Origin of the sequence: Cellulosimicrobium sp. JZ28, assembly GCF_015327065.1 — a bacterium.
In the GTDB taxonomy this organism is placed as follows: Bacteria; Actinomycetota; Actinomycetes; order Actinomycetales; family Cellulomonadaceae; genus Cellulosimicrobium; species Cellulosimicrobium funkei.
On sequence record NZ_CP017660.1, the window covers coordinates 3217715 to 3241240 of the forward strand.

Below are 23526 nucleotides of genomic sequence, written 5' to 3' on the forward strand. Positions count from 1 at the left end.
GGCTAGTCCGCCAGCTCGACGACGAGCTCGACCTCGACCGGGGCGTCGAGCGGCAGGACCGCGACGCCGACGGCGCTGCGCGCGTGCACCCCGGCCTCGCCGAAGATCTCGCCGAGGACGGTGCTCGCACCGTTCACGACTCCGGGCTGGCCCGTGAACGACGGGTCGCTCGCCACGAACCCGACCACCTTGACGACCCGGACCACGTCGTCGAGGTTCCCGACGACGTCGTGCACGGCCGCGAGCGCGTTGAGCGCGCACACGCGCGCGAGGTCCGCGGCGTCGGCGGGCGCGACGAGGCCCTCGCCGTCACCCACCTTGCCGGCCGCGAGCAGGGCGCCGTCGACGAACGGGAGCTGGCCCGAGGTGTGGACGTACCGGCCGGAGCGCACCGCGGGGACGTAGGCGGCGACCGGCGCCGCCACCCGCGGGAGGGTGATCCCGAGCTCCGCGAGGCGCGCGGCGACCGTCCCGGCGGGGACGCCCGTCACTACTTCTCCCCGGTGGGGCGCTTGAGGTAGGCGACGAGGCCGTTGCCGTCCGGGCCGGTCACGACCTGGACGAGCTCCCAGCCGTCGGAGCCCCACTGGTCGAGGACGGCCTTCGTGTTGTGGATGATGAGGGGGATGGTCGCGTACTCCCACGTGGTTGCCATGGGGCGAGCGTAGTCGGACGGCACGGGCCGCGGCGCGGCCGGACGGGCGCGCCGTCCCGGGATGCTTACACAACCCGCACACCCGGGAGAGGCGGCTTTCCGGGCCTCTCCCGGGTGTGCTCCCGTAGGGTTGGCACCATGGCTTCCCCTGTGCGTCCTCGCGGCCGGCAGATCAACGCGTACCAGCTCGTCGCCCTCTTCCTGGCGTTCGTGCTGGTCTCCGGCGTCGGCGGCGTGCTCGCGGCCGGGCTCCTCGTGCCGCTGGCCGCCGGGGCGAACACGGCGACGGACACCGCCGTCGAGGTGTTCGACGAGCTGCCGGCCGACCTCGAGCCGGGCCCGCTGTCCGAGCAGTCGCGCATCTACGCGAACGACGGCACGACGCGGCTCGCGACGTTCTACACGGAGAACCGCATCGTCGTCCCGCTGGACCAGGTCTCCGAGCCCATGAAGAACGCGGTCATCGCGATCGAGGACAAGCGCTTCTGGGAGCACGGCGGGGTCGACGTCGAGGGCATCCCGCGCGCGTTCGTCAACAACCTCACGGGCGGCTCGACGCAGGGCGCCTCGACCCTGACGCAGCAGTACGTGAAGAACGTCCTCATCGAGCAGGCCGTGCGCGACGACGACGTCATGGCGCAGCACGAGGCCAAGGCCGACACGCTCGGCCGCAAGGCCCGCGAGGCGAAGCTCGCCATCTCGCTCGAGAAGAAGATGACCAAGGAGGAGATCCTCCAGGGCTACCTCAACATCGCGCAGTTCGGGCGCTCCGTGTACGGCGTCGAGACGGCGGCCCGGCACTACTTCGGCATCTCGGCGAAGGACCTGAACTACCTCCAGGCGGCCACGATCGCCGGGATCACCAAGGCGCCGTCCACGTACGACCCGACGGCCGACCCGGAGAAGGCTCAGAACCGCCGCAACGTCGTCCTCAACACGATGTACCAGCAGGGCTACATCACCAAGGAGGAGTACGACGCCGGGCTGGCCACGCCCATCGCCGAGACGCTCCAGATCCAGCCGCTCGAGGCGGGCTGCCAGGCGGCCGAGAACGGCGCCACGTTCTTCTGCGACTACGTCACGAAGATCATCATGTCGGACCCGGTGTTCGGCGAGACCAAGGAGGAGCGGCAGTCGCTGCTCTACCGTGGCGGTCTCGACATCTACACGACGCTCGACCCGAACATGCAGGCGGCCGCTCACCAGCACGCGACGGCCGCCGTCCCGGCGGACGACCCGAGCCAGGTCGAGGACGCGATCGTCACCGTCGAGCCCGGCACGGGCAAGATCCTCGCGATGGCGCAGAACCGGGCGTACGACAACACGCAGGACCCGGCGCCGAACACGACCGCGGTCAACTACAGCGTCGACCAGGCCCACGGCTCGTCGAACGGGTTCTCCCCCGGCTCGACGTGGAAGCCGTTCGTGCTCGCCGAGTGGCTCAAGGAGGGCCACTCGCTCTACGACACGGTCAGCGCCAACAAGCGCACCTGGACGATCAACCGCGACTTCCGCGCGAGCTGCACCCGCCTGGGCAACGAGAAGTGGACCCCGGCCAACTCGGACGGTCCCGGCTCGGGCTCCATGTCGGTCCTCAAGGCGACGTTCAACTCGGTGAACACCGCGTACACCACCATGGCGAGCCAGCTCGACCTCTGCGGCATCGCGGAGACCGCGAAGGCCGCCGGGTTCCAGCCGTCCATGCTCAAGGACGAGGGCAACGTCAACGTCAACGCGTCGATGATCCTTGGCACGCAAAACTCGTCGCCGCTCCAGATGGCGGCCGCGTACGCCACGTTCGCCTCGGGCGGCACGTACTGCAAGCCGATCGCCATCACCAAGGTGGTCGCTGGTGACGGCAAGGAGCTCCCCGTGCCCACCGCGGACTGCCAGCCCGGAGCGATCGACCCGAACATCGCCAACACCGTCACCTACGCGCTGCAGCAGGTCATCACGCAGGGCTCGGGCCGCGGCAACGGTCTCGCTGACGGGCGCCCCGCAGCGGGCAAGACAGGGACGGCGAACAACAACACGCACACGTGGTTCATCGGGTACACCCCGCAGGTCGTCACCGCGGTGTGGATCGGCAACGCCGAGAGCGACGTCCCGATGAACGGCCGCTTCACCATCAACGGGAAGACGCGCCCCTACTGGTACGGGTCGAGCCTCGCCGCCCCGACGTGGCGCGACTACATGAACCAGATCCTCGCCGGCCAGCCCGCACCGGGGTTCGCCGACCCGGACTGGGGCCGGGTGAACGCCCCGACGCCCCCGCCGCGCACCCCCTCGACGCCCGAGGGCGGCCAGGACGGCGGCGACCAGGGCGGTCAGCAGCCCGGGGGCGACCAGCCGGGCGGCGACCAGCCCGACGACGACCAGCCGGACAACGAGGCCGACGGCGGCCGCGGCGACCGCGGGGACCGCAGCAACGGCGCGGGCCGCGAGAGCGACCTCGGCGCGTGGCTGGAGAGCCTCGGCGGCGGGGGGAACGGCTGAGCGCCGACGGGGCGCGCCGGGTCCTGCGCGGGCTCGGGGCGCTGGCCGCCGTCGGTGTGGCGGGCGTCGCGTACGCGCACGTGGAGACGAAGCTCTTCACGCTCCGTGAGGCGACCGTCCCGGTCCTGCCGCCCGGGTCGCGCCCCCTGCGGGTGCTGCACGTCTCCGACCTGCACCTCGTCCCGACCCAGCGGCGCAAGATCGAGTGGGTGCGGTCGCTCGCCGAGCTCGAGCCCGACCTCGTCGTCGACACCGGGGACAACCTCGCGCACGTCGACGCGCTCGAGCCGCTGCTCGACGCCCTCGCCCCGCTCCTGGCGGTGCCCGGCGCGTTCGTCCTGGGCTCGAACGACTACTTCGCCCCCGTCCCGAAGAACCCGGCGCGCTACCTCCTGCCCGACGCGCGGCTGCCGTTCGCGTCGCAGGCCCGCCTCCTGCCCGCGGCCGAGATGGCCGGCGCGATGCGCGACGCCGGGTGGGTCGACCTCACGAACCGTCGTGACGCCCTCGACGTCGGCGGCGTCCGCCTCGACCTCGTGGGCGTCGACGACCCGCACCTCGACCGCGACGTCTTCCCCGCGCCCGCGTCGCAGGCTCCGGCCGCCCCGCCGGAGGGCGGCGTGCTCCGGCTGGGGGTCACCCACGCGCCCTACCGGCGGGTCCTGGACCAGATGCACGACGACGGCGCGGAGCTCGTCCTCGCGGGCCACACCCACGGCGGGCAGCTCTGCGTCCCCGGGTTCGGCGCGCTCGTCACCAACTGCGACATCGACCGCAAGCGGGCCAAGGGCCTGCACGGCTGGCCGGGCCCACGCCCCGACGCCGCGGGCGGGCAGGACTCGACGTGGCTGCACGTCTCCGCCGGCGCGGGCACCTCGCCCTACGCGCCGGTCCGGTTCGCGTGCCGCCCCGAGGCGACGCTGCTGACCCTGACGTCGCGCTGACGGCTCCCCCCTTCCCCACCGCTCCGCCGAGCACGGGGTCAGCGACCGCGATCCCGGGTTTTCCGGTCGCCGACCCCGTGCTCGACGCGCGCGAGTCGGGGGGTCGAGGGGGTGTCGTCGGGGTGGCAGGGATCGGGTTTCGTGGCACGGCACTTCGTCGGCTATTCTGGGCAGGCTTCCTGCGGGGAAGACGAGGTTTCCTCGTCGACCGTCACGTGGGCCAGCAACCGGGGTGTGGCGCAGCTTGGTAGCGCGCTTCGTTCGGGACGAAGAGGTCGCAGGTTCAAATCCTGTCACCCCGACCAGCCGAGAGGCCCGGGATCCGCGAGGATCCCGGGCCTCTCGTCGTTCTCCCGCCCGCCGCTCCTCCGGCGGTGCGCCCCGGTTCGCGCGAGACTGAGGCCGTCCGCTGTCCCGAACCACCGCGGAGGTCGCCATGAGCGCTGGACGTCACGTCGTCGTCGGAGGAGGGCTCGCCGCGGCGAAGGCCGTCGAGGCGCTGCGCGCGGAGGGCTACGACGGCGGGATCACCGTCGTCGCGCGCGAGCCGCACCGCCCGTACGAGCGGCCGCCGCTGTCCAAGGACTACCTGCGCGGCGAGGCCGAGCGCGACGCGGTGTTCCCGCTCGCAGCGGACTGGTACGCCACGCACGACGTCGAGCTGCGCACCGGGACGACGGCGACGGCCCTCGACCTCGCGGAGCGGCGCGTGACGCTCGACGACGGCCGCGCGCTGTCGTACGAGAGGCTGCTGCTCGCGACGGGCTCGGACCCGCGCCGGATCCCTCTGCCCGGCGGCGACCTGGCCGGGGTGCACGAGCTGCGGACGCTCGACGACAGCGACGCCCTGGCCGCGGCACTGCGCGCGGCCCGGGACGACGGCGTCGGGCGGCTGGCGGTCGTCGGCGACGGCTGGATCGGGCTGGAGGTCGCGGCGTCCGCCCGCACGCTCGGCCTCGACGTCACCGTGATCGGGCTCGGGACCCACCCGCTGGAGCGCGTGCTGGGGCCCGAGATGGGTGAGCTGTACGGGCAGGTCCACGCCGACCACGGGGTGCACCTCCACCGCCGCGCCCAGGTCACGGGCATCTCCGGCGACGGTCGTCGGGCCACGGGGGTGGACCTCGCCGACGGCACCCACGTCGACGCGGACCTGGTGCTCGTCGCCGTGGGCGCGGTCCCGAACGTCGGGCTCGCGCGCGACGCCGGGCTCGCCCTCGACTCGGCGACGGGCGGCGTCGTCGCGTCCGCGACGCTCCAGACCACCGACCCCGACGTCTTCGTCGCGGGTGACGTCGCGAGCGTGCCCTCGGCGCGCTACGGGCGGTCGCTGCGCGTCGAGCACTGGGCGACCGCCCTCCACCAGGGCCCGCACGCCGCGCGCGCGATGCTCGGCGCGACCGACCCCTACCCCGAGCTGCCCTACTTCTTCTCCGACCAGTACGACGTCGGCATGGAGTACCTCGGCTTCGTCGCCGGCCCGGACGCCTACGACGAGGTCGTGGTCTCCGGCTCCGTCCCCGACCGTGAGCTCGTCGCGTTCTGGCTCAAGGACGGCCGCGTCGAGGCCGGGATGGCCGTCAACGTCTGGGACCGCATGGAGGACGTCAAGGCGCTGATCCACCGCGACGGCCCGCCCGACCGCGCCGAGCTGGAGTCGTTCGTCGGCTGACCCCCTCCGTCGGCCCACCAGGCGATCCCGGCGGTCCGAGCAGGTGGTCCCGGCTCGTCCGGGGGACGGGACGCGCCAGGACCACCTGTTCGACGCAGGGCGGGGCGGGGGCAGGGTCAGGGGAGGTCGCGCTGCTCCGGGCCGACGTACTGGCTGAGCGGGCGGATGAGGGCGTTGGCGGCGCGCTGCTCCATGACGTGCGCGGTCCAGCCGACCACGCGCGACGCGACGAACAGCGGCGTGAACATCGGGGTGTCGAAGCCCATGAGGTGGTACGCCGGGCCGGCCGGGTAGTCGAGGTTCGGCAGGATGTTCTTCCGCTCGGTCATCGCGGTCTCGAGCGCGGTGTAGAGCTCGAGGAGGTCCGGGCGGCCGTAGTGGTCGACGAGGTCGTCGAGCGTCGCGCGCATGGTGGGGACGCGCGAGTCGCCGTGCTTGTAGACGCGGTGCCCGAAGCCCATGATCTTGCGCTTGTGGGCGAGCGCGTCGTCGAGCCACGCGGCGGCGCGGTCGGCGGTGCCGATCTCGGCGAACGTCGCCATGACGGCCTCGTTCGCGCCGCCGTGGAGCGGCCCCTTGAGCGCGCCGACGGCGCCCGTCACGGCGGAGTGCAGGTCGGACAGCGTGGACGTGATGACGCGCGCCGTGAACGTGGACGCGTTGAACGAGTGCTCGGCGTACAGCACCATCGACACCTCGAACGCGCGCACGACGGCGGGCTCGGGCTCCTCGCCGAACGTCATCCACAGGAAGTTCTCGGCGTAGGAGAGGTCGTCGCGCGGCTCGACGAGCTGGAGGCCGCGACGGCGACGCTGGTCGAGCGCGACGGCGGCCGGCAGCACGGCCCACAGGCGGACCGCCTTGGCCTGCTCGGCCTCGGGCGAGGAGTCCTCAGCGTCGGGGTCGTGCGCGCCGAGCTGGGAGATCGCGGTGCGGACGACGTCCATGGGGTGGCACGTCGTGGGGAGCTCGAGGATCGCGTTGCGCACGTGGCCGGGCAGCGCGCGGTGCGCCCGCTCGACGGCGGTCTGCTCGGTGAGCTGCTCCGGCGTGGGCAGCTCGCCGTGCCACAGGAGGTACGCGACCTCCTCGAAGCTGCGGCGCGCGGCGAGGTCCTGCACCGGGTAGCCGCGGTACAGGAGCGAGTTCGTCTCGGGGTTGACCTTCGAGATCGCGGTGACGTCGACGACGACGCCCGCGAGGCCCTTGCGGATCTCGGGCGCGTCGGTGGTCGGTGCGGTGGTGGTCATGCGGTCACTCCTTCGTGCAGCACGGGTCGCGGGGAGATGCCGGTGCCGCGGCCGACGGGCGCGCGGCACCGGCCGGTCGTCAGGGCCGGTAGGTGAAGATGCCCTCGTCGAAGGTGTTGTAGGCGGCGTAGTCGAGCAGCTCGTAGAGGCGTGCGCGCGTCTGCATGCCTTCGACCTGGCCTGCCTGGGTGCCGGTCGCGGAGATCTCGTCGAGCGCGCGCTCGGCGGCGCCCATCGCGACCCGCAGGAGCGTGACGGGGTAGATGATCAGCCGCACGCCGGCGTCGCCGAGCTGGCGGCGTGTGAAGAGCTCGGACTTGCCGAACTCGGTCATGTTGGCGAGCACGGGCACGTCCACGGCCGACGCGACGGCCTCGAACTCCGACAGGTCCTTCATCGCCTCGGGGAAGATCGCGTCGGCCCCCGCGTCGACGAGCGCCTTGGCGCGGTCGATCGCGGCGCGCAGCCCGGCGTCGCCGGGGACCGTGCCGCGGACGTCGGTGCGCGCCATGATCAGGAAGCCGGGGTCGCGGCGCGCGTCGGCGGCCGCCCGCACGCGCTTCGCCGCCTCGTCGAGCCCGACGACCTCCTTGCCGTCGAGGTGGCCGCACCGCTTGGGGTTGACCTGGTCCTCGACGTGCGCGCCCGCCACGCCCGCGTCCTCGAGCGCCTGGACGGTGCGCGCGACGTTCATCGGCTCGCCGAAGCCGGTGTCGGCGTCGACGAGCGCGGGCAGGTCCGTGACGCGCGCGATCTGCTGCGATCGCCCCGCGACCTCGGTGAGGGTCGTGAGGCCGATGTCGGGCAGGCCGAGGTCGGCCGACAGCACGGCCCCCGACACGTACACGCCCTCGAAGCCCTTGTCCTGGATCAGGCGCGCGGACAGCGGGTTGAACGCGCCCGGGAGCCGCAGCGGCTCCCCCGTGGTCGCCGCGGCGTCGAGCGCCGCGCGGAACGCGCGCCGCTTGTCCGACGGCGTCACCTGGCTGTACAGCATCAGCGCGCCTCTCCCTCGGTGGTCGCGTCGGCCTCGTGCATGGTGAACCCGTCGCCCTCGACCTCGGGGTGCGCGGGGGCGTCGTCGCGACCGAGCTCGAAGAGGCCGGTCGGCGTCGGCACGGAGTCGAGCAGACCGGGCCGCCCGACGATCGTCAGCTCGCGCACCTCCGCGGGCGTGAGCTCCGGGAGCCGCTGCGCGAGGTCGAGGAAGCGCTCGATCTCGGCGTCCTCGAGGACGCCCGCGGCGAGCGTGCGGAACTTGTGCACGTACTGCTCGCGCCCGAACGGCCGCGCACCGAGCGGGTGCGCGTCGGCGACCGCGATCTCGCGGACGAGGCGGCCGCCGTCGGCCAGCTCGATCTCCACGCGCCCGCCGAACGCCTTCTCCGCCGGGTCGGTCGAGTGGTAGCGGCGCGTCCACTCGGGGTCCTCGGCCGTCGTGACCTTGGCCCACAGCGCGACGGTGTCGGGGCGGGCCGCGCGCTCGGGGGCGTACGAGTCGACGTGGTGCCAGCCGCCGTCCTGCAGCGCGACCGCGAAGATGTAGGGGATCGAGTGGTCGAGCGTCTCGCGCGACGCCGTCGGGTCGTACTTCTGCGGGTCGTTCGCGCCGGAGCCAATGACGTAGTGGGTGTGGTGGCTCGTGTGGATGACGATCGACGTGACGTTCTCGGGGTCGGCGAGCCACGGGTGCTCGTCGTGCAGTGCCCGCGCGAGGTCGATGAGCGCCTGCGACTGGTACTCCGCGGAGTGCTCCTTGGTGTACGTGTCGAGGATCGCCGTCTTCGGCTCGCCGGGAGCCGGGAGCACGACGTCGTACGCCGCGTCCGGGCCGTCGAGCAGCCACGCGACGACGCCGTCCTCGCCCTCGTAGATCGGCTCGGGCGACGTCTGGCCACGCATCGCGCGGTCGACCGCCTCGACCGCGACCTTGCCCGCGAACGCCGGGGCGTGCGCCTTCCACGTGGAGATCTGGCCCTTGCGCGACTGGCGGGTGGCCGTCGTCGTGTGCAGGGCCTGGCCGATCGCCTGGAACACCGTCTCGGTGTCGAGGCCGAGCAGCGTCCCTATGCCCGCGGCGGCCGACGGCCCGAGGTGCGCGACGTGGTCGATCTTGTGCCGGTGCAGGCTGATCGAGCGCACGAGGTCGACCTGGATCTCGTAGCCGGTCGCGATCGCCCGGACGACGGCGGCGCCGTCGGACCCGGCGTGCTGCGCGACGGCGAGGATCGGCGGGATGTTGTCGCCCGGGTGGGAGTACTCGGCGGCGAGGAACGTGTCGTGGAAGTCGAGCTCGCGCACCGCGACGCCGTTCGCCCAGGCCGCCCACTCGGGGCTCGTGCGGGTGGTGAGGCCGCAGCCGAACACCGTCGACCCCGGGGTGTAGGGGTGCGCGAGCGCCTGGCCGCGCGCCGCGACCGCGGGGCCGCGCGTCAGGCTGGCCGCGGCGACCGCGGCGTTGTCGATGACCCGGTTGACGACCATGTCGACGACCTCGGGCGTGACCTCGACGGGGTCGGTCGCGAGCTCGGCGAGCTTCCACGCGAGCTGGTCGGTGCGGTCGAGCGGCTCCGCGCTGGGGTAGACGCGCAGGTGGTGGGTGTACGGCATCGGTGTCTCCGTCGTGCGGTGGGCGGTGGTCAGGGGAGGTCGTCGGTCGCCGACCCCGCGCCGCGCAGCGACTGCTCGGCGAGGGCGGCGCTGCGCTCGATGTGGGCGCGCATCGCCGCCTCGGCGGCGGCGGCGTCGCGGCTCGCGATGGCGTCGGCGACGGCGCGGTGCTCGTCGACGTGGTCGGTGGTGCCCACGCGGCGGCGAGCCGCGAGCGCGCGGTACCGGTCGACGTGGCCGCGGATCTGGCGCAGGAGCGCCGAGCCCCAGCGGTTGTCGGCGAGCGCCTCGATCTCGCCGTGGAACTGGGCGCCGATGCGCAGCACCTCGTCCTCGTGGTCGCGGACCGCGTCCATGAGCGTCACGAGGCGCGCGAGCCGCGCGACGTCGTCGGGCGTGGCGCGCTCGCACGCGTCCCGGGCGAGGAGGCCTTCGAGGCGGGCGCGCACGTCGTAGACGCGCCGCGCGTCGGCGAGGTCGAGCGGCGCGACGCGCACTCCCCCGGTGGGCAGCTCGACGACGAGCGCCTCGGCCTGGAGCAGCCGCAGCGCCTCGCGCACCGGGGTCCGCGAGACGCCGAGCTCGGCGGAGAGCACGGGCTCGGTGAGCCGCGCGTCGGGCGCGAGGGAGCCGTCGATGATGCGGCCGCGCAGCAGGTCGTAGACCGCGCGGGCCCCGGACTGGCGGCGCGCGAGGCCCGCGTCGCCAGGCGCCGCGGACGGCCCGACGGCGGTGCGCAGCTCGGGCGTCGTCGTCACCCGGCCATCGTGCCACACGCCCTGCGCACTTGTATACAACTCTCGCTGAGGCGGGAGATGTCACATCAGGGGGCGCCGCGTCGTCGTCCGGGTATGAGGATCGCTGTGGTGGGTGGGACGGGGACCGTCGGTCGGCACGTCGTGGCGCGGCTGGCCGCGCGCGGCCACGAGGTGCGGGCGCTGAGCAGGCACGCGCGGGAGCACCCCGTCGACCTCACCACGGGCGCAGGTCTCGCGGCGGCGCTCGACGGCGTCGACGTCGTGGTCGACGCGAGCAACACCGCGACGTCGTTGCGGCACGTGCGCGCGGCCGTCGTCCACGGCACGCAGCGCCTGCTCGCCGCCGAGCGCGACGCCGGGGTGTGGCACCACGTGCTCGTGTCGGTGGTCGGGTGCCACGATGTGCCGATGGCCTACTACGCCGCCAAGGTCGCGCAGGAGCGCGAGGTCGCGGACGGGGGCGTGCCGTCGACGGTCGTCGCCGCGACCCAGTTCCACGAGCTCGTCGCCGCGACGCTCGGGGCCGCGGCGCGCCGGGGCGTCGTGCCGCTGCTGCGCGCCCCGGTCCAGCCGGTCGCGGCCGCCGAGGTCGGCGCCGCCGTGGCGGACGCGGCCGAGCGCGACCCGCTCGGTGGCACGACGACCGTCGCGGGTCCCGAGGTGGTCGACCTGCGCGACCTGGCGCGCGCCTGGCGCGACGTCACCGGCTCGCGCGCCGTCCCCGTCCGGGTGCCGCTCCCCGGCGCGCTCGGCCGCGCGCTGCGCGCCGGCGGCCTCACCGACCCGCAGCCTGACGTGCGCGGCACCACGACGTTCCGGGACTGGCTCGCCGCGCAGCACGCCGAGCGGGCGGCGGCCCGATGACGAGCCCGGCCGCCGACGACCTCGCGCGCGCGTTCGAGGCCGAGCGCCCCCGCCTCCTCCGGCTCGCGTACGCGACGACCGGCTCCTGGTCCGACGCCGAGGACTGCGTCCAGGACGCGTGGCTGCGGCTGCGCACCCAGGACGCGGGCTCGATCCGCAACCTCGCGGCCTGGCTCACGACGACGGTCGGGCGGCTCGCGCTCGACGTGCTCGGGAGCGCGCGGGCGCGCCGCGAGCGCTACGTCGGGACGTGGCTGCCGGAGCCGGTCGTGACGACCCCGGGCGCCGCCTCGCCGGTCGCCGCGGGCGTCGTCGACGCGGCGGACCCGGCCGACCGCGTGACGCTCGACGAGGAGGTGAGCATGGCCCTCCTCGTCGTGCTCGAGCGCCTCTCGCCCGCGCAGCGCGTCGCGTTCGTGCTCCACGACGTGTTCGGGCTGCCGTTCGACGAGGTGGGCGACGTCGTCGGGCGCTCGCCCGCCGCCGTCCGCCAGCTCGCGGCGCGCGCCCGCAAGGACGTGGAGGCGGGGCGGCCGCGCGGGACCGCGACGCGCGCCGAGCAGGCGCGCGCCGTCGAGGCGTTCGTCGCGGCCTGCTCCGACGCCGACCTGCCGGCCCTGCTCGCGGTGCTCGACCCCGACGTGGTGCTGCGGGGCGACGGCGGCGGCAAGGTCCGCGCGCTGCGGCACACCGTGCGCGGGGCGGGGACGGCAGGTCCCGTGCTGCTCAGCTACCTGCGCCGGCCGCCCGAGGCCGTGCGCGTGGTCGACGTCAACGGCGCACCGGGGCTGCTCCTGCGCGACGGGACCGGGGTGCTCACGGTGATCGCGTTCACGGTCGTCGGGGGGCGGGTCGCCGCGATCGACGTCGTGCGCAACCCCGACAAGCTCGGGACGGTGCGCGCCGACCTCCTCGACGCGGACCCGGCATGACCAGGGCGTGACCGGGGCTCAGGGGCGGTAGCCGTCCGCGGGCCAGGCGCCGTAGCCGTCGAGATGCTCGTCGGCGTCGCGCACGTAGTCGTCGACCGGGGCCATGCGCTCCGCCATCTCGAAGTGCCAGTCCACGAGCTCGCCGAGCGGCACCGGGGTGCGCGACGACCGGGCGACGTCACGCCCCTCCTCCGACCACAGGGGCGGGTAGACGCTCAGGCCCTCGTCGAGGCGCACGGAGCCGATCTCGTCGTACCAGCCGGGCCAGCGCACGGGCGCGTAGAACTCGGCAGTCCCCCCGCTCACGGACCACTCGAGGAACGCCGCCTGGCCGAACCCGAGGTCGAGCCAGGACAGCGAGCCGGGCGCGAAGTAGTGGACGTTGCCGAGCGGGCCGGGGAGCCCGCCGCCGTTGATCGCGAACGTGCCGCCGAGCACGTCGTACGCGACGACGAGGACGGACGGCGCAACGCTGTCCTCGCCCGGCTCGCCGAGGCCGTTGACGGTCGCGAGGTCCGGCAGCCCGGCCCCGCCCCCGCCGATGATCCGGAGCCACCCGCCGTCGACGAGGACCCCGCCGGTGTGCAGGGCGAGCGCGCCGAGGGTCGAGCGGACGGTGACCTGGAGCCGGTAGAGGACCTCGAGCGACCAGGCGGGCGCGGGCACGACCTCGACGCCGCCGCGACCCAGCATGCGCGAGAGCGTCGGCCACGCCGGGTCGTCGACCGCAGCGAGCTCCGCAGCCGTCCGCACTGTCATGGCCGGATCATGCCAGATGTTGCCCGTCAGCAGGAGTCCTGGTAAAAGCGCAGGGTCGGTACGCGCCCGGCTCGTCCGTCGATGCACCGAAAAGACCGGTTCCCCCGCGCGGTGGCCCGGGTAGGCCCTGGCACGGTGAAGACGCCGGGCGGACCCTGGGGAGGACGTCGGCGCGCCACCCCGCACGGTCGCGGTGACCGGTACGGTCACGGCCGTGGACGACGACGGCACACCCTCCCCCGAGCCCGCCACCGACCCCGGCACCGGCACCGGCACCGGGACGGTCCCGCCACGGGCACGACGGCGCGGCCCCCTCGTCGCGGTGGCCGCCGCGGGCGTGGGCGGTGTTCTCGCGGTGGTGGCCTCCGTCGTCGGGCCGGCGGCGCTGCGCACCGCGGCCGAGCAGCCCGCCCCGACCACCTCGTCGGTCGGCACGACGACCCCCGCTCCCGGTGCGACGCCCGCGCCGACCTCCCCCGAGAGCGACCACGAGGCCGTCGCGGCGCGGCTGCGGGCGCTGCCCGGCGTCGCGGCCGTCGAGGCCCTGGGGACCGCGGGCGAGTCCGCGCGCATCACGCTGGTCAGCCCGCTGCCGAGACCCGAGGAGGCGCAGCGCACCGCCGACGACGCGAGCGCGATCGTCGCCGTCGTGCCCGGCGGTGGTGCCTGGTCGCTCCGCGTCGAGGGCACGGGCGCGGGCGGCGGGACGTTCGCCGTCGCGCACGGCCCGGGCGCGGGCACCGACCGCGGCGTCGACCCGGCCACCGGGGAGCCACGCCCCGAGCTCCTCGGGGCCGACGCCGTCGCCGACGCCGTGCGCCTCGTCGCCCACGACCCCGTGCGCCGCGTGTTCCTGTCGCCGGGGTCCGCGTCGGTCGACGTCCGCGCGGCCGGGGACCTCGTCGCGGCCGCCGCGCTCGTCCGTGCCGAGGGCCGGGGGCTGACGAGCCTCGGTGTCGCCGGCGGTGCCGTCGGCACCTACGACGACGGCGGGCAGTCCGTCCCCGACGACGCGCTGCTCACCCTGCTCGGAGAGGTCGCCGCGGAACCCGGCGTGACGCAGGTCGTGCACGAGACCGCGCGGGACACGTTCCCGCCGAGACCCCTGCTCACCGTCATCACCTCGGGCGACGCGGCCGTCGTCGCGCGCACGCTCGACGGCGCGGCCTACTCCGGACCCGTGCTCGCGTACCAGGTCCACGGCTCGACCGACGGCGGCGCGTCCGCGACGCGCTCCGGGTTCGTCGCGGGAGCCGCCGCACCGACGACCGGGACGCGCCCCGCGGGCGCGTGCGCCCCCGGCGACCTCACGCTCGGGGCCCTCGGGTTCGACGCCGCGGCGGGGCGCCGGTTCCTCACCGTCACGGCCCGCAACGACGGCACCGCGGAGTGCGTCCTCGCGGGCGCGCCCGCGGTCCGCTTCGTGGCCGACGACGGCTCGGAGACGGACGTGCTCCTCGAGCCGGACGACGACGGCCTCGCCCCGATCACCCTCGCGCCGGGCGCCACCGCCTGGGCCGCGCTCTCGTGGCGGGGCGGGTCGACGGCGGACGACCCGCCGCTCGTCACGACGCTGCTCGTGGCCCCGCACCCGGGAGACCCCGAGTCGGTCGTCGGGCTCGCGGGGATCCCCGGCGTCGGGGACGGCCTCGACCTGCTCGGCGGCGGGACCGCGACGATCGGGTCGTGGACGCCCGCGCGGGAGCTCGCGAGCTGACGCGTCACCCGAACGTCGCGGTGAACACCTGGACGCCGGGCGGGACGTCGAGCTCGACGAGTCCCTCCGTCGGACCGTCGCCCTCCAGGACGGGGTAGAGCGTCGGGCTGCCGGACACGTCGATCTCGCGGGTCGTGGTCCGCCCGTCCGTCGTGACACGGGCCCTGACGGTGCCCTCGCCGCCGAGCACCGTGAACACGTCGGTCGAGCGGTACGCGAGGCGCACGCGCGCGTCGTCGGACACGGCGGTCGCGCCCTGGAAGTCGACGTCCCACGTGCCGCCGAGCGAGAACGTGTCCTGCCGCTGGTCGTCGGCGAGCGTGAAGTCCTGCTGCCCCGCGGCGTAGCGCGGCTCGCCGGCGTAGTTGACGACGCGCTTGATGGAGAAGTACGTCTCGGGCGTCGTCTCGTCCTGCGGGGTGGTGTCGCCGACGGTGGTGGGCTCGGGCAGCTCGACGCCCGGGTTCGCGTCCTCGAGGAGCTCGCGCACCAGACGCTCGGTGTCCTCGTACCCGCCCTCCCCGAAGCGGATGTGGCGCACGGTCCCGTCGGCGTCGACGAGGTACTGCGCGGGCCAGTAACGGTTCCGGTAGGCCGTCCAGGTCGCGTACGCGTTGTCCTGGGCCACGGGGTAGGTGACGCCGAGGTCCTGCGCGCCCGCGACGACGTTGCGCGTCTCGCGCTCGAACGCGAACTCGGGCGTGTGGACCCCGACGACCTCGAACCCCGCGCCGACGTCGCGGTAGCGGTCGTACCAGGCGTTGACGTGCGGGATCGCGCGCTGGCAGTTGATGCAGGAGTAGGTCCAGAAGTCCACGAGCACGACCTTGCCGCGCAGCCCCTCGAGCGTCAGCGCCTCGCCGCCCGGGGTGTTGAGCCACGTGTCGATGCCGCGCAGCTCCGGGGCGGTGCCGCAGTCCTCCAGCACGGGCGCGCCGTTCGAGCAGTTCGACAGCTCACGGTTCTCGTCGGTGACGAGCCCGCCGAGGTCGAGCGCCTCGCGCACGGCGTCGTTCTCGTCGACCCGCTGCTGGAGCGCACCCGTGTAGTCGGGCAGGGCGCGCTGGAGCGCGGCGGGGAGGTTCAGCGCGAGCGCGCCCGCGAGCGCGATCATCACGACGCCGCCCGTGATGCGGATGCCGCGCGTGTGCCGCTGGAACCCGCGGACCCGCTCCGCGACGCGACGTCCCGCGAGCGCGAAGACCAGGAGCGGGATCGCCGCACCGACCGCGAAGGACACCGTGAGAGCGACGGTGCCCGGGCCGATGTTCCCCGTCGCCCCGGCCACGGTGATCGCTGCGAGGACCGGCCCGGCGCACGGCACGTACAGCACGCCGAGGCCGAGGCCGAGCACGAACGCCCCGCGGTCCTGGCGGGCGGCGCCGCGTCGTGCCCCGAGCGCCGCGATCCGCCGGAACGGCCGCTCCAGGACCTCCTCGACGCGCGGCACGATCATCCCCACGCCGATCGCGACGAGGAGCACGATGCCCGCCCAGCGCAGCAGGTCCTGCGGGAGCCCGAGCGCGGTCAGCAGGAGGGAGCCGAGGAGCGTGAAGACGCTGAAGCTGAGGACCAGGCCCGCGATGACGAGGTAGGGGCGCCACGAGCGGCGCGCGGTCGGCCGCGTCGCGCGGGGCCCGGGCCCGCCGCCGGCCGGGGCGGCGGGCTCCGCGTCCCCCGTCGACAGGTCGAGGGCGAGCGTCCCGCCACGCGTCGGCCGCGCCGCGACCTCCCGCGACCCGGCGGCCTCCGGCGCCCCACCCGGGCCACCCCGGCCACGCAGCCCCGCGGCCGGGCGACCGCCGACGCGGACGGCGTCCGGGACGCCCGCGAACAGCCCCGGGGAGACGCCGCCTGTCCCGGTCTCCGCGGTGCCCGACGGCGCCTCCCCCGTGCGCGCGCCCTGCACGCCGCCCGCGAAGAAGATGACGGGCAGCATGGGCAGGATGCACGGCGAGATCCCCGTGATGAGTCCGCCGAGCAGGCCGATGACGATGAGCGTCTCCATGCCCGGAGTTCGGACCGGCGGCCCTCACGGATGGGTCCGCCGCGCGCCGAGCGCACGTCGCCGGGCGCACGACGACGGCCCCGACCGTCCGGTCGGGGCCGTCGGGACCCGCTCGCGCGGGTCCACCGCGCGCCCGCTTCTGGACGCGCCGGGAGGATCACATCGTCGGCATGAGCACCTTGTCCACGAGGTACACGGTCGCGTTCTGCGTCATCACGCCACCGCACACGACGGCCGCGTCGTTGACCATGAGCTCGTCGCCCGAGCCGGTCACCTCGACCGTGCCGCCCTCGACGGTCTCGTGCTCGCCGACGACCTGGTCGGGCGTGAGCTGGCCGGGCACCACGTGGTACGTGAGGATCTTCGTCAGCGTGTCGGAGTCCGTCTTCAGCGACTCGAGCGTCGCGGCGTCGATCTTGGCGAACGCGTCGTCGACGGGGGCGAACACGGTGAACTCGCCGCCGTTGAGCGTGTCGACGAGGTTGACGTCCGGGTTGAGCTCACCCGAGACGGCCGCGGTGAGCGTCGTGAGCAGCGGGTTGTTCGACGCCGCCACGGCGACGGGGTCCGTCGACATCCCGGTGATCGACCCGGCGCCGTCGGGCACCTGCTCCGCGTAGGCGGCACAGCCGGGGCCCACGAGGTTCGCGGCGGGGTCGGCCGCCATGTCGTCCGAGCCCTCGGTCGAGTCGTCGGACGTCGAGTCGTCCGTCATGGTGTCGGACTGGGCGTCGGTCGTCGTCGAGTCGGACCCCGTGTCCGAGTCGGAGCTGCACGCGGACAGGCCGAGCACGGCGAGCGTGGCGATGCCGGCGACGGCGTACGACGTGCGGGTGCGAACGTTCATCGGTCTCTCCTCGGGTCGTCGCCCCGCCGGTGCGGGGCGTCATGCCGAGGGTTCGGAGCGCTGGCCCGGGTGGATGGGTCGGGATCGGCACGAGTTTTCTCGCGCGCGTCCCGACCCCTCCGGGCCGCGGCGCTCAGCCGACGAGCGCGACCACCGGGTCCGTCGTGGGCTGCTCCGAGCCGCCCGCCGGCTCGACCGTCACGGCCATGCCGACGCCCGGCTCGCCCTGGACGAGCCGCGACGTGCTGCCGTCCTGGACGTCGAGGACGCCCGCCGAGACGACGGCGCCGTCGGGCTCGACCACCCAGAGCTGGTAGTCGCGGTCGTCGCCCGCGTCCGGCAGGTCGGACGCGCGGAAGTACATGTCGTCGCCTGCCGCGACGACGGACGCCTGTCCGCCGCCCGCCACGTCGCCGTGCAGGATCGTCACATCGGGGTCGGCGAGCATGCGCTCGATCGCGTCCGCCCGCGCCTCCAGGCGGGACTGCTCCTGCGTCGCGCGGACCGCGACCGTCGTCGGGACGGCCACCGCGACCACCGCGGCCACCGCCGCCGCGAGCCCGGTCCAGCGCCGTCGGCGGGCGCGGCGCGCGGCCGCGAGGTCGACGACGACGCCTCCCGTGCTCTCCCCGGCGGACGGGACCGCGTCCGCGGTCGCGGCCACGCGGGCCAAGACGGTGTCGCGCAGCGCGGGCGGCGGTGCGCTCTCGACCGCGAACGCCGCCACGACGTCGCGGTACTCGTCGAGCTCGCGCCGCGCGTCGGGGTCGGCCGCGAGCAGGCGCTCGACGGCGCGCCGCTCGACGTCGTCCACCGCGTCGAGCGCGTAGGCGGGGAGCAGGTCGCGGACGTCCGGACGGTCGTGCGCGCCGTCGCCGTGAGGCGTGGTCAGGTCAGCCACGACGCACCCCCAGGCAGTCGCGGAGCCGCAGGAGCCCGTCCCGGATGCGGGACTTCACGGTCGGCAGCGCGGCGTCGAGCCGCTCCGCGACCTCCCGGTAGGTGAGCCCGCCGTAGTACGCCTGCACGACCGCCTCCCGCTGCGTCGCCGTGAGCGAGTCCAGGCACCGCCGCACGGCAGCGCCCTCGAGACGTCGCTCGACGTCCTCCACCACCACGTCCCGCGGTGCCGCGGCCGTCGAGGCGTCCACGTCGCGCTGGTCGCGGTCGCGGCGCGCCTGCTCGGCCCGCACGCGGTCCACCGCGCGCCGCCGGGCGAGCGTGGCGACCCAGGTTCGCGCCGAGCCGCGGGTCGCGTCGTAGCGCGCCGCCGTCTGCCACACCTCCACCATCACCTCCTGCACGACCTCCGCCGCGTGGTCCGGGTCCCGCAGGACCCCCAGGCACGTGCCGTACGCGACCGGCGCGAGCGCGTCGTAGACGGGCGCGAACGCGGCGGGGTCGCCGCCGGCGCACGCCGCGAGGGCGGCGTCGACGGCCGGGTTCGTCGTCACGGGAGGTGGCACCCGGTCAGTGTGCAGCACGGGCGCCTCCCGCACGCGCTGCGGCGCGTCGACCACGGCTCTCGGCACCCGACCTCCCGTCGCCAGCGCCGTCCCGGTCCGTCCGGGACACCCTGGGTTCGGCGCCGACGCGCGGACGGATGGGTCCCCGCCCCGCGGGCACCGCTCAGAGCGCGCGTCGGGCGCGGACCGCGCCCGCGAGCTCGCGCAGGAGGTCGGCCGTCGTGTCCCAGTCGATGCACGCGTCCGTGACGGACTGCCCGTAGACGAGGCCGCTCGGCGCGGGCTTCTGCGCGCCCGCCACGAGGAAGCTCTCCATCATGAGGCCCGTGATGCCCTGCTCGCCCTCGGCCAGCCGTGCGGAGACCTCGCGCACGACCTCCGCCTGGCGCACGTGGCTCTTGCCGGAGTTGCCGTGCGACGCGTCGACCACGAGCCCGTGCTCCGTGACCCCGCCGCGGCCCGAGGTGCGCGCGACCGCGAGCGCCGCCGCGACGTCGTCGGCCCCGTAGTTGGGGCCCGAGCGCCCGCCGCGCAGGATGACGTGGCAGTCGGGGTTGCCCGCGGTCTCCACGGCGGCGGCCCGGCCGAGCGAGTCCATGCCGAAGAACGTGTGCTCGCTCGCCGCGGTGATGCAGCCGTCGACCGCGATCTGCACGTCGCCGTCGGTCGCGTTCTTGAACCCGACGGGCATCGACAGGCCCGAGGCGAGCTGGCGGTGCACCTGCGACTCGGCGTTGCGCGCGCCGATCGCGCCCCACGACACCGCGTCCGCGATGTACTGCGGGCTCGTCGGCTCGAGGAACTCGCACGCGGCCGGGACGCCGGCGTCGAGGACGCCGAGCAGCACCTCGCGCGCGAGCCGCAGGCCGTGGTGCACGTCGTGCGAGCCGTCGAGGTGCGGGTCGTTGATGAGGCCCTTCCAGCCCACGGTCGTGCGCGGCTTCTCGAAGTAGACGCGCATGACGACCATGAGGTCGTCCGCGAGCTCGTGCGCGACGGCGGCCAGGCGCCCCGCGTACTCGAGCGCGGCCTCGGGGTCGTGCACCGAGCACGGGCCGACGATGACGAGGAGACGGTCGTCGTCGCCCGCGAGGACGTCACGGACCTCGCGGCGCGACGTCGTCACGAGGTCGCTGCGCGTCGCGCCGAGGGGCAGGTCGGCGAGCATGGTGCGCGGCGCGGGGAGGGCGTCGAGCGCGCGGACCCGCAGGTCGCTGGTGCGCGCCTGGAGCTCGGGGCTGTCCACGGGGTCGACGGTACTCGTCGCACCGTCGGTCGTCGCGGTCTCGGGCGAGGTGGTGGTGCTGGTCACGGGGGGGCTCCTGGTCTGTGCGGCGGGGTCTGGGAACGCCGTGAGTCGGGATGCCCAGCGGCGCTCCACCGGCCTGCTGCCGCCCGTGGTCCCGGAGCGGCCCGTCTCACGACGAAGGGCCCGGACGCGGTCCGCGTCCAAGGCCCTGTGCTGGCTCCGGGTGGTGATCTGTGGTCAGGCTGACGCCCGCACGGCCCCACCGGGAGCCTGCGTAAAGCGCCAATACCACTGAGAAGTCACGAGCCGACCGTAGCACAGCGCCTCCGAGGGGCGGACGGCCCGTCTCACGGGCCGGTCGGGCAGCGCCTACGCTCGGGGTATGCCGATCCCCGACTTCGTCGCCGCCCTCCGCTCCCGTGTCGGGACCGACCTGCTGTGGATGCCGGGAGTGTCGGGCGTCGTCGTGGACGACGCCGGCCGGGTGCTGCTCGGGCAGCGCGCCGACTCCGGCCAGTGGGCCGTGATCAGCGGGATCCTCGAGCCGGGCGAGGACCCGGCGGTCGGGCTCGCGCGCGAGGTGCTCGAGGAGACGGGCGTCGAGGTCGTGGTGGACGCGCTCGTCGCGGTGACGGTCACGGAGCCGATGGAGTACCCGAACGGCGACCGGTCGCAGTACCTCGACCTGGCGTTCCTGTGCCGCCCGGTGTCGCCGGCGGCCGCCGCGGCGGCGCACGTCGCGGACGACGAGTCCCTCGCCGTCGCGTGGTTCGCCCCGGACGCCCTGCCCGACGACGTCGCGCGCTCGTCGACCGAGCGCCTCGGCCACGCCCTCGCGCGGCTCGCCGACCCCTCAGCCGGCCCGTTCTTCGTCCGCTGACGCGGCGGCCGGCGCGTCGGGCACCGGCGCCCTCCCGTCCGTGGCGGGGCCGAGCCAGCGCACCGCGAGCAGGCACGCGTCGTCGTCCTCCGGAGCGCGCGAGACGACGGCCTCCAGCAGCCGCTCGTCGCGCAGCCCCGCGCCGAGCGCGCGCGTGACGACGTCCGCGAGCTCGTCGAGCGCGAGCGCGAGCGGCCGGTCGCGGCGCTCGACCACGCCGTCCGTGAAGAGCAGCAGGAGATCGCCCGGGGCGAGCCGCACGGCCTTCGCGACGCGCGGCGTCGTGCCCCGCACGCCCAGCGGCGTCGACCGCGCCTCCCACAGGTACGCGGCCGAGCCGCCCGCGCGCACGAGCAGGGGCGGCAGGTGGCCCGCGCACGTGTAGCGCAGCACCCCGGCCCGCAGGTCGAGCTCCCCGTAGACGAGGCTCGCCATGAAACCCGTGCCCGTCCGGTCGACGAAGCGGTCGACGCGCTCGACCACCTCCTCCGGCGGCAGCCCCGTGTCGGACGCGGCCCGGACGGCGGTGCGCAGCTGCCCCATCGACGTCGCCGCCTTGAGCCCGCGGCCGACGACGTCCCCCACGCTGAGCGCGACGACGTCGGGCGCGACCCGGAAGGTGTCGTACCAGTCGCCGCCGACCTGGAGGTCGTGGACGCCCGGGCGGTAGCACGCCGAGACCTCGACCTGCGGGTCGGTGACGATCCCGTCCGAGAGCATCGCGCCCTGGAGCTCGCTCGCGACCGAGACGCTCTGCTCGTGGACCCGCGCGCGCGAGAGCGCGAGCGCCGCGAGCTGGCCCGCGGCGGCGGCGGTGCCCAGGTCGACGGGGTCGGAGCCCGCGGCGCGACGTGGTTCGAGCGCGAGCACGCCGAGCAGCGCGCCCGCGGTGCGCAGCGGCACGACGACCGTCCCGTCGTCCCGCACGGTCGCCTCGGCGAGCTCGTCGATCGACGGCGCCAGGACGCCGACGGCGCCGCCCCACCGCCGCAGCGGGCCGCGCTCCTGCGCCGTCCACAGCGCGGCGTCGCCCGCGCCCAGCATCGTGACGGCCGCCCGGAGCAGGACCCACGCGACGCCGTCGAGACCGGCGACGCTCGCGAGGTCGGCCGCGACGCCGTGCAGCAGCCGCACCCGGCGCTCCGCCTCCTCCGCCGCGCGGCGCGCCTCGACGAGCTCGTGCTCGAACCGCGACCGCTCGCGCGCGCCCAGCATCGCGACCTCGATCAGCCGCTCGCCGCGCGCCTCGCGCTCGATCGCCGTGAGCAGCACGGGCTCGCGGCCCCCGGGCGTGCGGAGCTCGACCGCGACCTCGTCCACGCGGCCCTCGATGTGCAGGCGCGGGCCGACGTGCGTCTCCCAGAAGATGCGCCCGCCCACCGTGAGCAGGTCCGCCAGCCGGCGGCCCGCGACCGCCTCGACGTCCGGGACCTCGATCGTCCGCAGGAACTCGTCGTTGGCGTCGAGGACGCGCGCCTCGGTGTCGAGGAGGAGCAGCGCGACGGGGGCGAGCGCCCAGCGCTCGGCCCGGGACATCGCCATCAGGCGGCGCCCAGCCAGTCGCGCATCGCGCGCACGAGGAGGTCCGGGTGCGAGAGGTTCGGGCAGTGCCCCACCGAGTCGATGACGACGAGGTCGCTGCCGGGCAGGTGCTCGTGCACGTAGCGCCCGACCTCGGGCGGCGCGATGACGTCCTCCCGGCTCTGCACCACGAGGCTCCGGGTGCGCACGCGCGCCAGGTCCGCCCGGTTGTCGCCGAGGAACGTCGCGCGCGCGAACTGCCGGGCGACCGCCGGGTCGTTGCGCCGGAACACCGCGGCGAGCTCGTCGCCGAGCGCCGGGCGGTCCGGGTTCCCGGCGATCACGGGCGCCATGACCTGCGTCCAGCCGAGGTAGTTCGCGTCCATCGTCTCCAGGAGCTCGTCGATCTCCTCGGCGGTGAACCCGCCGCGGTAGCCGTCGTCGTCGACGTACCGCGGGCTCGGGCCCACGAGGATCAGCCGGTCGAACAGGTCCGGGCGGTCGGCCGCGGCGAGCAGCGCGATCACGGCGCTCACCGAGTGGCCCACGAGCACCACGGGCCCGCGCCCGTCCCCGTGCTCGTCTGCCTGCCCCACGGCCTCGACGATCTCCACCACGTCCGCGGCGTAGCCCGCGAGGTCGGCGTGCCGGACGGGGTCGTGCGCGGTCGGGTGCGACGCCCCGCAGCCCGAGTGGTCGAACAGCACGACCCGGTGGTCCGTCGCGAACGCGGGCGCGACGAAGCGCCACATCGACTGGTCGCAGCCGAAACCGTGCGCGAAGACCATCGTCGGGCCGTCCTGCGCCCCCATGACCCGCACGTTGTTGCGCTCGTGCACGTCCACGCGTCACAGCGTAGGGGGAAGGGGTCGCGAGGGGCAGCGGCGCCCCGGGGTGA

Annotated in this window: 20 protein-coding genes, 1 tRNA gene and 1 pseudogene; 8 read left to right on the plus strand and 14 right to left on the minus strand. The window is 75.1% G+C overall.

Annotation, left to right across the window (positions count from 1 at the left end; genetic code table 11):
- Positions 1 to 2: 2 nt before the first annotated feature.
- Both BJP59_RS14365 and BJP59_RS14370 read right to left on the minus strand, forming a co-directional pair.
- Complete coding sequence (locus BJP59_RS14365; protein ID WP_194521252.1) at positions 3 to 491, minus strand: RidA family protein; 489 nt, start codon at positions 489 to 491, stop codon at positions 3 to 5.
- Positions 491 to 655 carry a hypothetical protein gene (locus BJP59_RS14370; protein WP_021481786.1) on the minus strand — a complete coding sequence of 55 codons (165 nt, stop codon included), beginning with the start codon at positions 653 to 655 and terminating at the stop codon, positions 491 to 493. Before BJP59_RS14370 ends, BJP59_RS14365 begins: the two co-directional genes overlap by 1 nt.
- 138 nt (positions 656 to 793) lie before the next feature.
- Between BJP59_RS14370 and BJP59_RS14375 the strand changes: the two genes are divergently transcribed.
- The 4 genes from BJP59_RS14375 to BJP59_RS14390 all read left to right on the plus strand — a co-directional run bounded on the left by BJP59_RS14375 (position 794) and on the right by BJP59_RS14390 (position 5767).
- Positions 794 to 3151, plus strand: a complete 2358-nt coding sequence (locus BJP59_RS14375; protein ID WP_194521253.1) for a transglycosylase domain-containing protein — start codon at positions 794 to 796, stop codon at positions 3149 to 3151.
- Positions 3148 to 4095 (plus strand): metallophosphoesterase, encoded by a 948-nt coding sequence (locus BJP59_RS14380; RefSeq protein ID WP_144680168.1) that lies wholly within the window; start codon positions 3148 to 3150, stop codon positions 4093 to 4095. Before BJP59_RS14375 ends, BJP59_RS14380 begins: the two co-directional genes overlap by 4 nt.
- A gap of 228 nt (positions 4096 to 4323) precedes the next feature.
- Positions 4324 to 4400, plus strand: a tRNA-Pro gene (locus BJP59_RS14385).
- Positions 4401 to 4531: 131 nt separating this feature from the next.
- A complete protein-coding gene (locus tag BJP59_RS14390; protein ID WP_194521254.1) occupies positions 4532 to 5767 on the plus strand; it encodes an NAD(P)/FAD-dependent oxidoreductase in 1236 nt (411 codons plus the stop codon).
- A 116-nt stretch (positions 5768 to 5883) separates the two neighbouring features.
- Here the strand turns inward: BJP59_RS14390 and BJP59_RS14395 are convergent, their stop codons facing one another.
- The 4 genes and pseudogenes from BJP59_RS14395 to BJP59_RS14410 all read right to left on the minus strand — a co-directional run bounded on the left by BJP59_RS14395 (position 5884) and on the right by BJP59_RS14410 (position 10385).
- Positions 5884 to 7017, minus strand: a complete 1134-nt coding sequence (locus BJP59_RS14395) for a bifunctional 2-methylcitrate synthase/citrate synthase (protein ID WP_194521255.1) — start codon at positions 7015 to 7017, stop codon at positions 5884 to 5886.
- Positions 7018 to 7096: 79 nt separating this feature from the next.
- Positions 7097 to 8014 (minus strand): methylisocitrate lyase, encoded by a 918-nt coding sequence (prpB, locus tag BJP59_RS14400; RefSeq protein ID WP_137280731.1) that lies wholly within the window; start codon positions 8012 to 8014, stop codon positions 7097 to 7099.
- Positions 8015 to 8112: 98 nt separating this feature from the next.
- Positions 8113 to 9627: pseudogene (locus BJP59_RS14405) on the minus strand (MmgE/PrpD family protein); the annotation flags it as partial.
- A gap of 29 nt (positions 9628 to 9656) precedes the next feature.
- Positions 9657 to 10385, minus strand: a complete 729-nt coding sequence (locus tag BJP59_RS14410) for a GntR family transcriptional regulator (protein ID WP_168945279.1) — start codon at positions 10383 to 10385, stop codon at positions 9657 to 9659.
- A 108-nt stretch (positions 10386 to 10493) separates the two neighbouring features.
- Between BJP59_RS14410 and BJP59_RS14415 the strand changes: the two genes are divergently transcribed.
- Together BJP59_RS14415 and sigJ are read left to right on the plus strand one after the other, a co-directional pair.
- A complete protein-coding gene (locus BJP59_RS14415; protein WP_336244575.1) occupies positions 10494 to 11249 on the plus strand; it encodes an SDR family oxidoreductase in 756 nt (251 codons plus the stop codon).
- Positions 11246 to 12181 carry an RNA polymerase sigma factor SigJ gene (sigJ, locus tag BJP59_RS14420; protein ID WP_194521258.1) on the plus strand — a complete coding sequence of 312 codons (936 nt, stop codon included), beginning with the start codon at positions 11246 to 11248 and terminating at the stop codon, positions 12179 to 12181. The genes BJP59_RS14415 and sigJ overlap by 4 nt, the downstream gene beginning before the upstream one ends.
- Positions 12182 to 12199: 18 nt before the next feature.
- Here sigJ and BJP59_RS14425 read toward each other — a convergent pair whose 3' ends face one another.
- A complete protein-coding gene (locus BJP59_RS14425) occupies positions 12200 to 12940 on the minus strand; it encodes a DUF2625 family protein (RefSeq protein WP_211932867.1) in 741 nt (246 codons plus the stop codon).
- 214 nt (positions 12941 to 13154) lie between these two features.
- On the opposite strand from BJP59_RS14425, the gene BJP59_RS14430 reads away from it, so the two are divergent.
- Positions 13155 to 14657 (plus strand): DUF4232 domain-containing protein, encoded by a 1503-nt coding sequence (locus BJP59_RS14430; RefSeq protein ID WP_194521259.1) that lies wholly within the window; start codon positions 13155 to 13157, stop codon positions 14655 to 14657.
- Positions 14658 to 14661: 4 nt separating this feature from the next.
- Here the strand turns inward: BJP59_RS14430 and BJP59_RS14435 are convergent, their stop codons facing one another.
- From BJP59_RS14435 to BJP59_RS14455, 5 genes are all read right to left on the minus strand, one after another.
- A complete protein-coding gene (locus BJP59_RS14435; RefSeq protein WP_194521260.1) occupies positions 14662 to 16665 on the minus strand; it encodes a cytochrome c biogenesis protein DipZ in 2004 nt (667 codons plus the stop codon).
- Between the two features lie 157 nt (positions 16666 to 16822).
- Entirely contained in the window at positions 16823 to 17512 is a 690-nt protein-coding gene (locus BJP59_RS14440; RefSeq protein ID WP_194521261.1) for a fasciclin domain-containing protein, read from the minus strand.
- A 133-nt stretch (positions 17513 to 17645) separates the two neighbouring features.
- The gene (locus tag BJP59_RS14445; RefSeq protein ID WP_194521262.1) at positions 17646 to 18413 is read right to left on the minus strand and encodes an anti-sigma factor; all 768 of its coding nucleotides are present in this window, start codon (positions 18411 to 18413) and stop codon (positions 17646 to 17648) included.
- A complete protein-coding gene (sigK, locus tag BJP59_RS14450; RefSeq protein ID WP_085951324.1) occupies positions 18406 to 18978 on the minus strand; it encodes an ECF RNA polymerase sigma factor SigK in 573 nt (190 codons plus the stop codon). Before sigK ends, BJP59_RS14445 begins: the two co-directional genes overlap by 8 nt.
- Before the next feature lie 163 nt (positions 18979 to 19141).
- On the minus strand, positions 19142 to 20224 hold the full coding sequence (locus BJP59_RS14455; RefSeq protein ID WP_255541894.1) for a 3-deoxy-7-phosphoheptulonate synthase: 1083 nt from the start codon (positions 20222 to 20224) through the stop codon (positions 19142 to 19144).
- Between the two features lie 385 nt (positions 20225 to 20609).
- Between BJP59_RS14455 and BJP59_RS14460 the strand changes: the two genes are divergently transcribed.
- Positions 20610 to 21107, plus strand: coding sequence for an NUDIX hydrolase (locus BJP59_RS14460; protein WP_194521264.1), 498 nt, complete (start codon positions 20610 to 20612; stop codon positions 21105 to 21107).
- Here the strand turns inward: BJP59_RS14460 and BJP59_RS14465 are convergent.
- Together BJP59_RS14465 and BJP59_RS14470 are read right to left on the minus strand one after the other, a co-directional pair.
- Positions 21081 to 22649 (minus strand): PP2C family protein-serine/threonine phosphatase, encoded by a 1569-nt coding sequence (locus BJP59_RS14465; protein WP_194521265.1) that lies wholly within the window; start codon positions 22647 to 22649, stop codon positions 21081 to 21083. The genes BJP59_RS14460 and BJP59_RS14465 overlap by 27 nt on opposite strands.
- Entirely contained in the window at positions 22649 to 23473 is an 825-nt protein-coding gene (locus BJP59_RS14470) for an alpha/beta fold hydrolase (protein ID WP_194521266.1), read from the minus strand. The genes BJP59_RS14465 and BJP59_RS14470 overlap by 1 nt, the downstream gene beginning before the upstream one ends.
- Between the last annotated feature and the right edge of the window lie 53 nt (positions 23474 to 23526).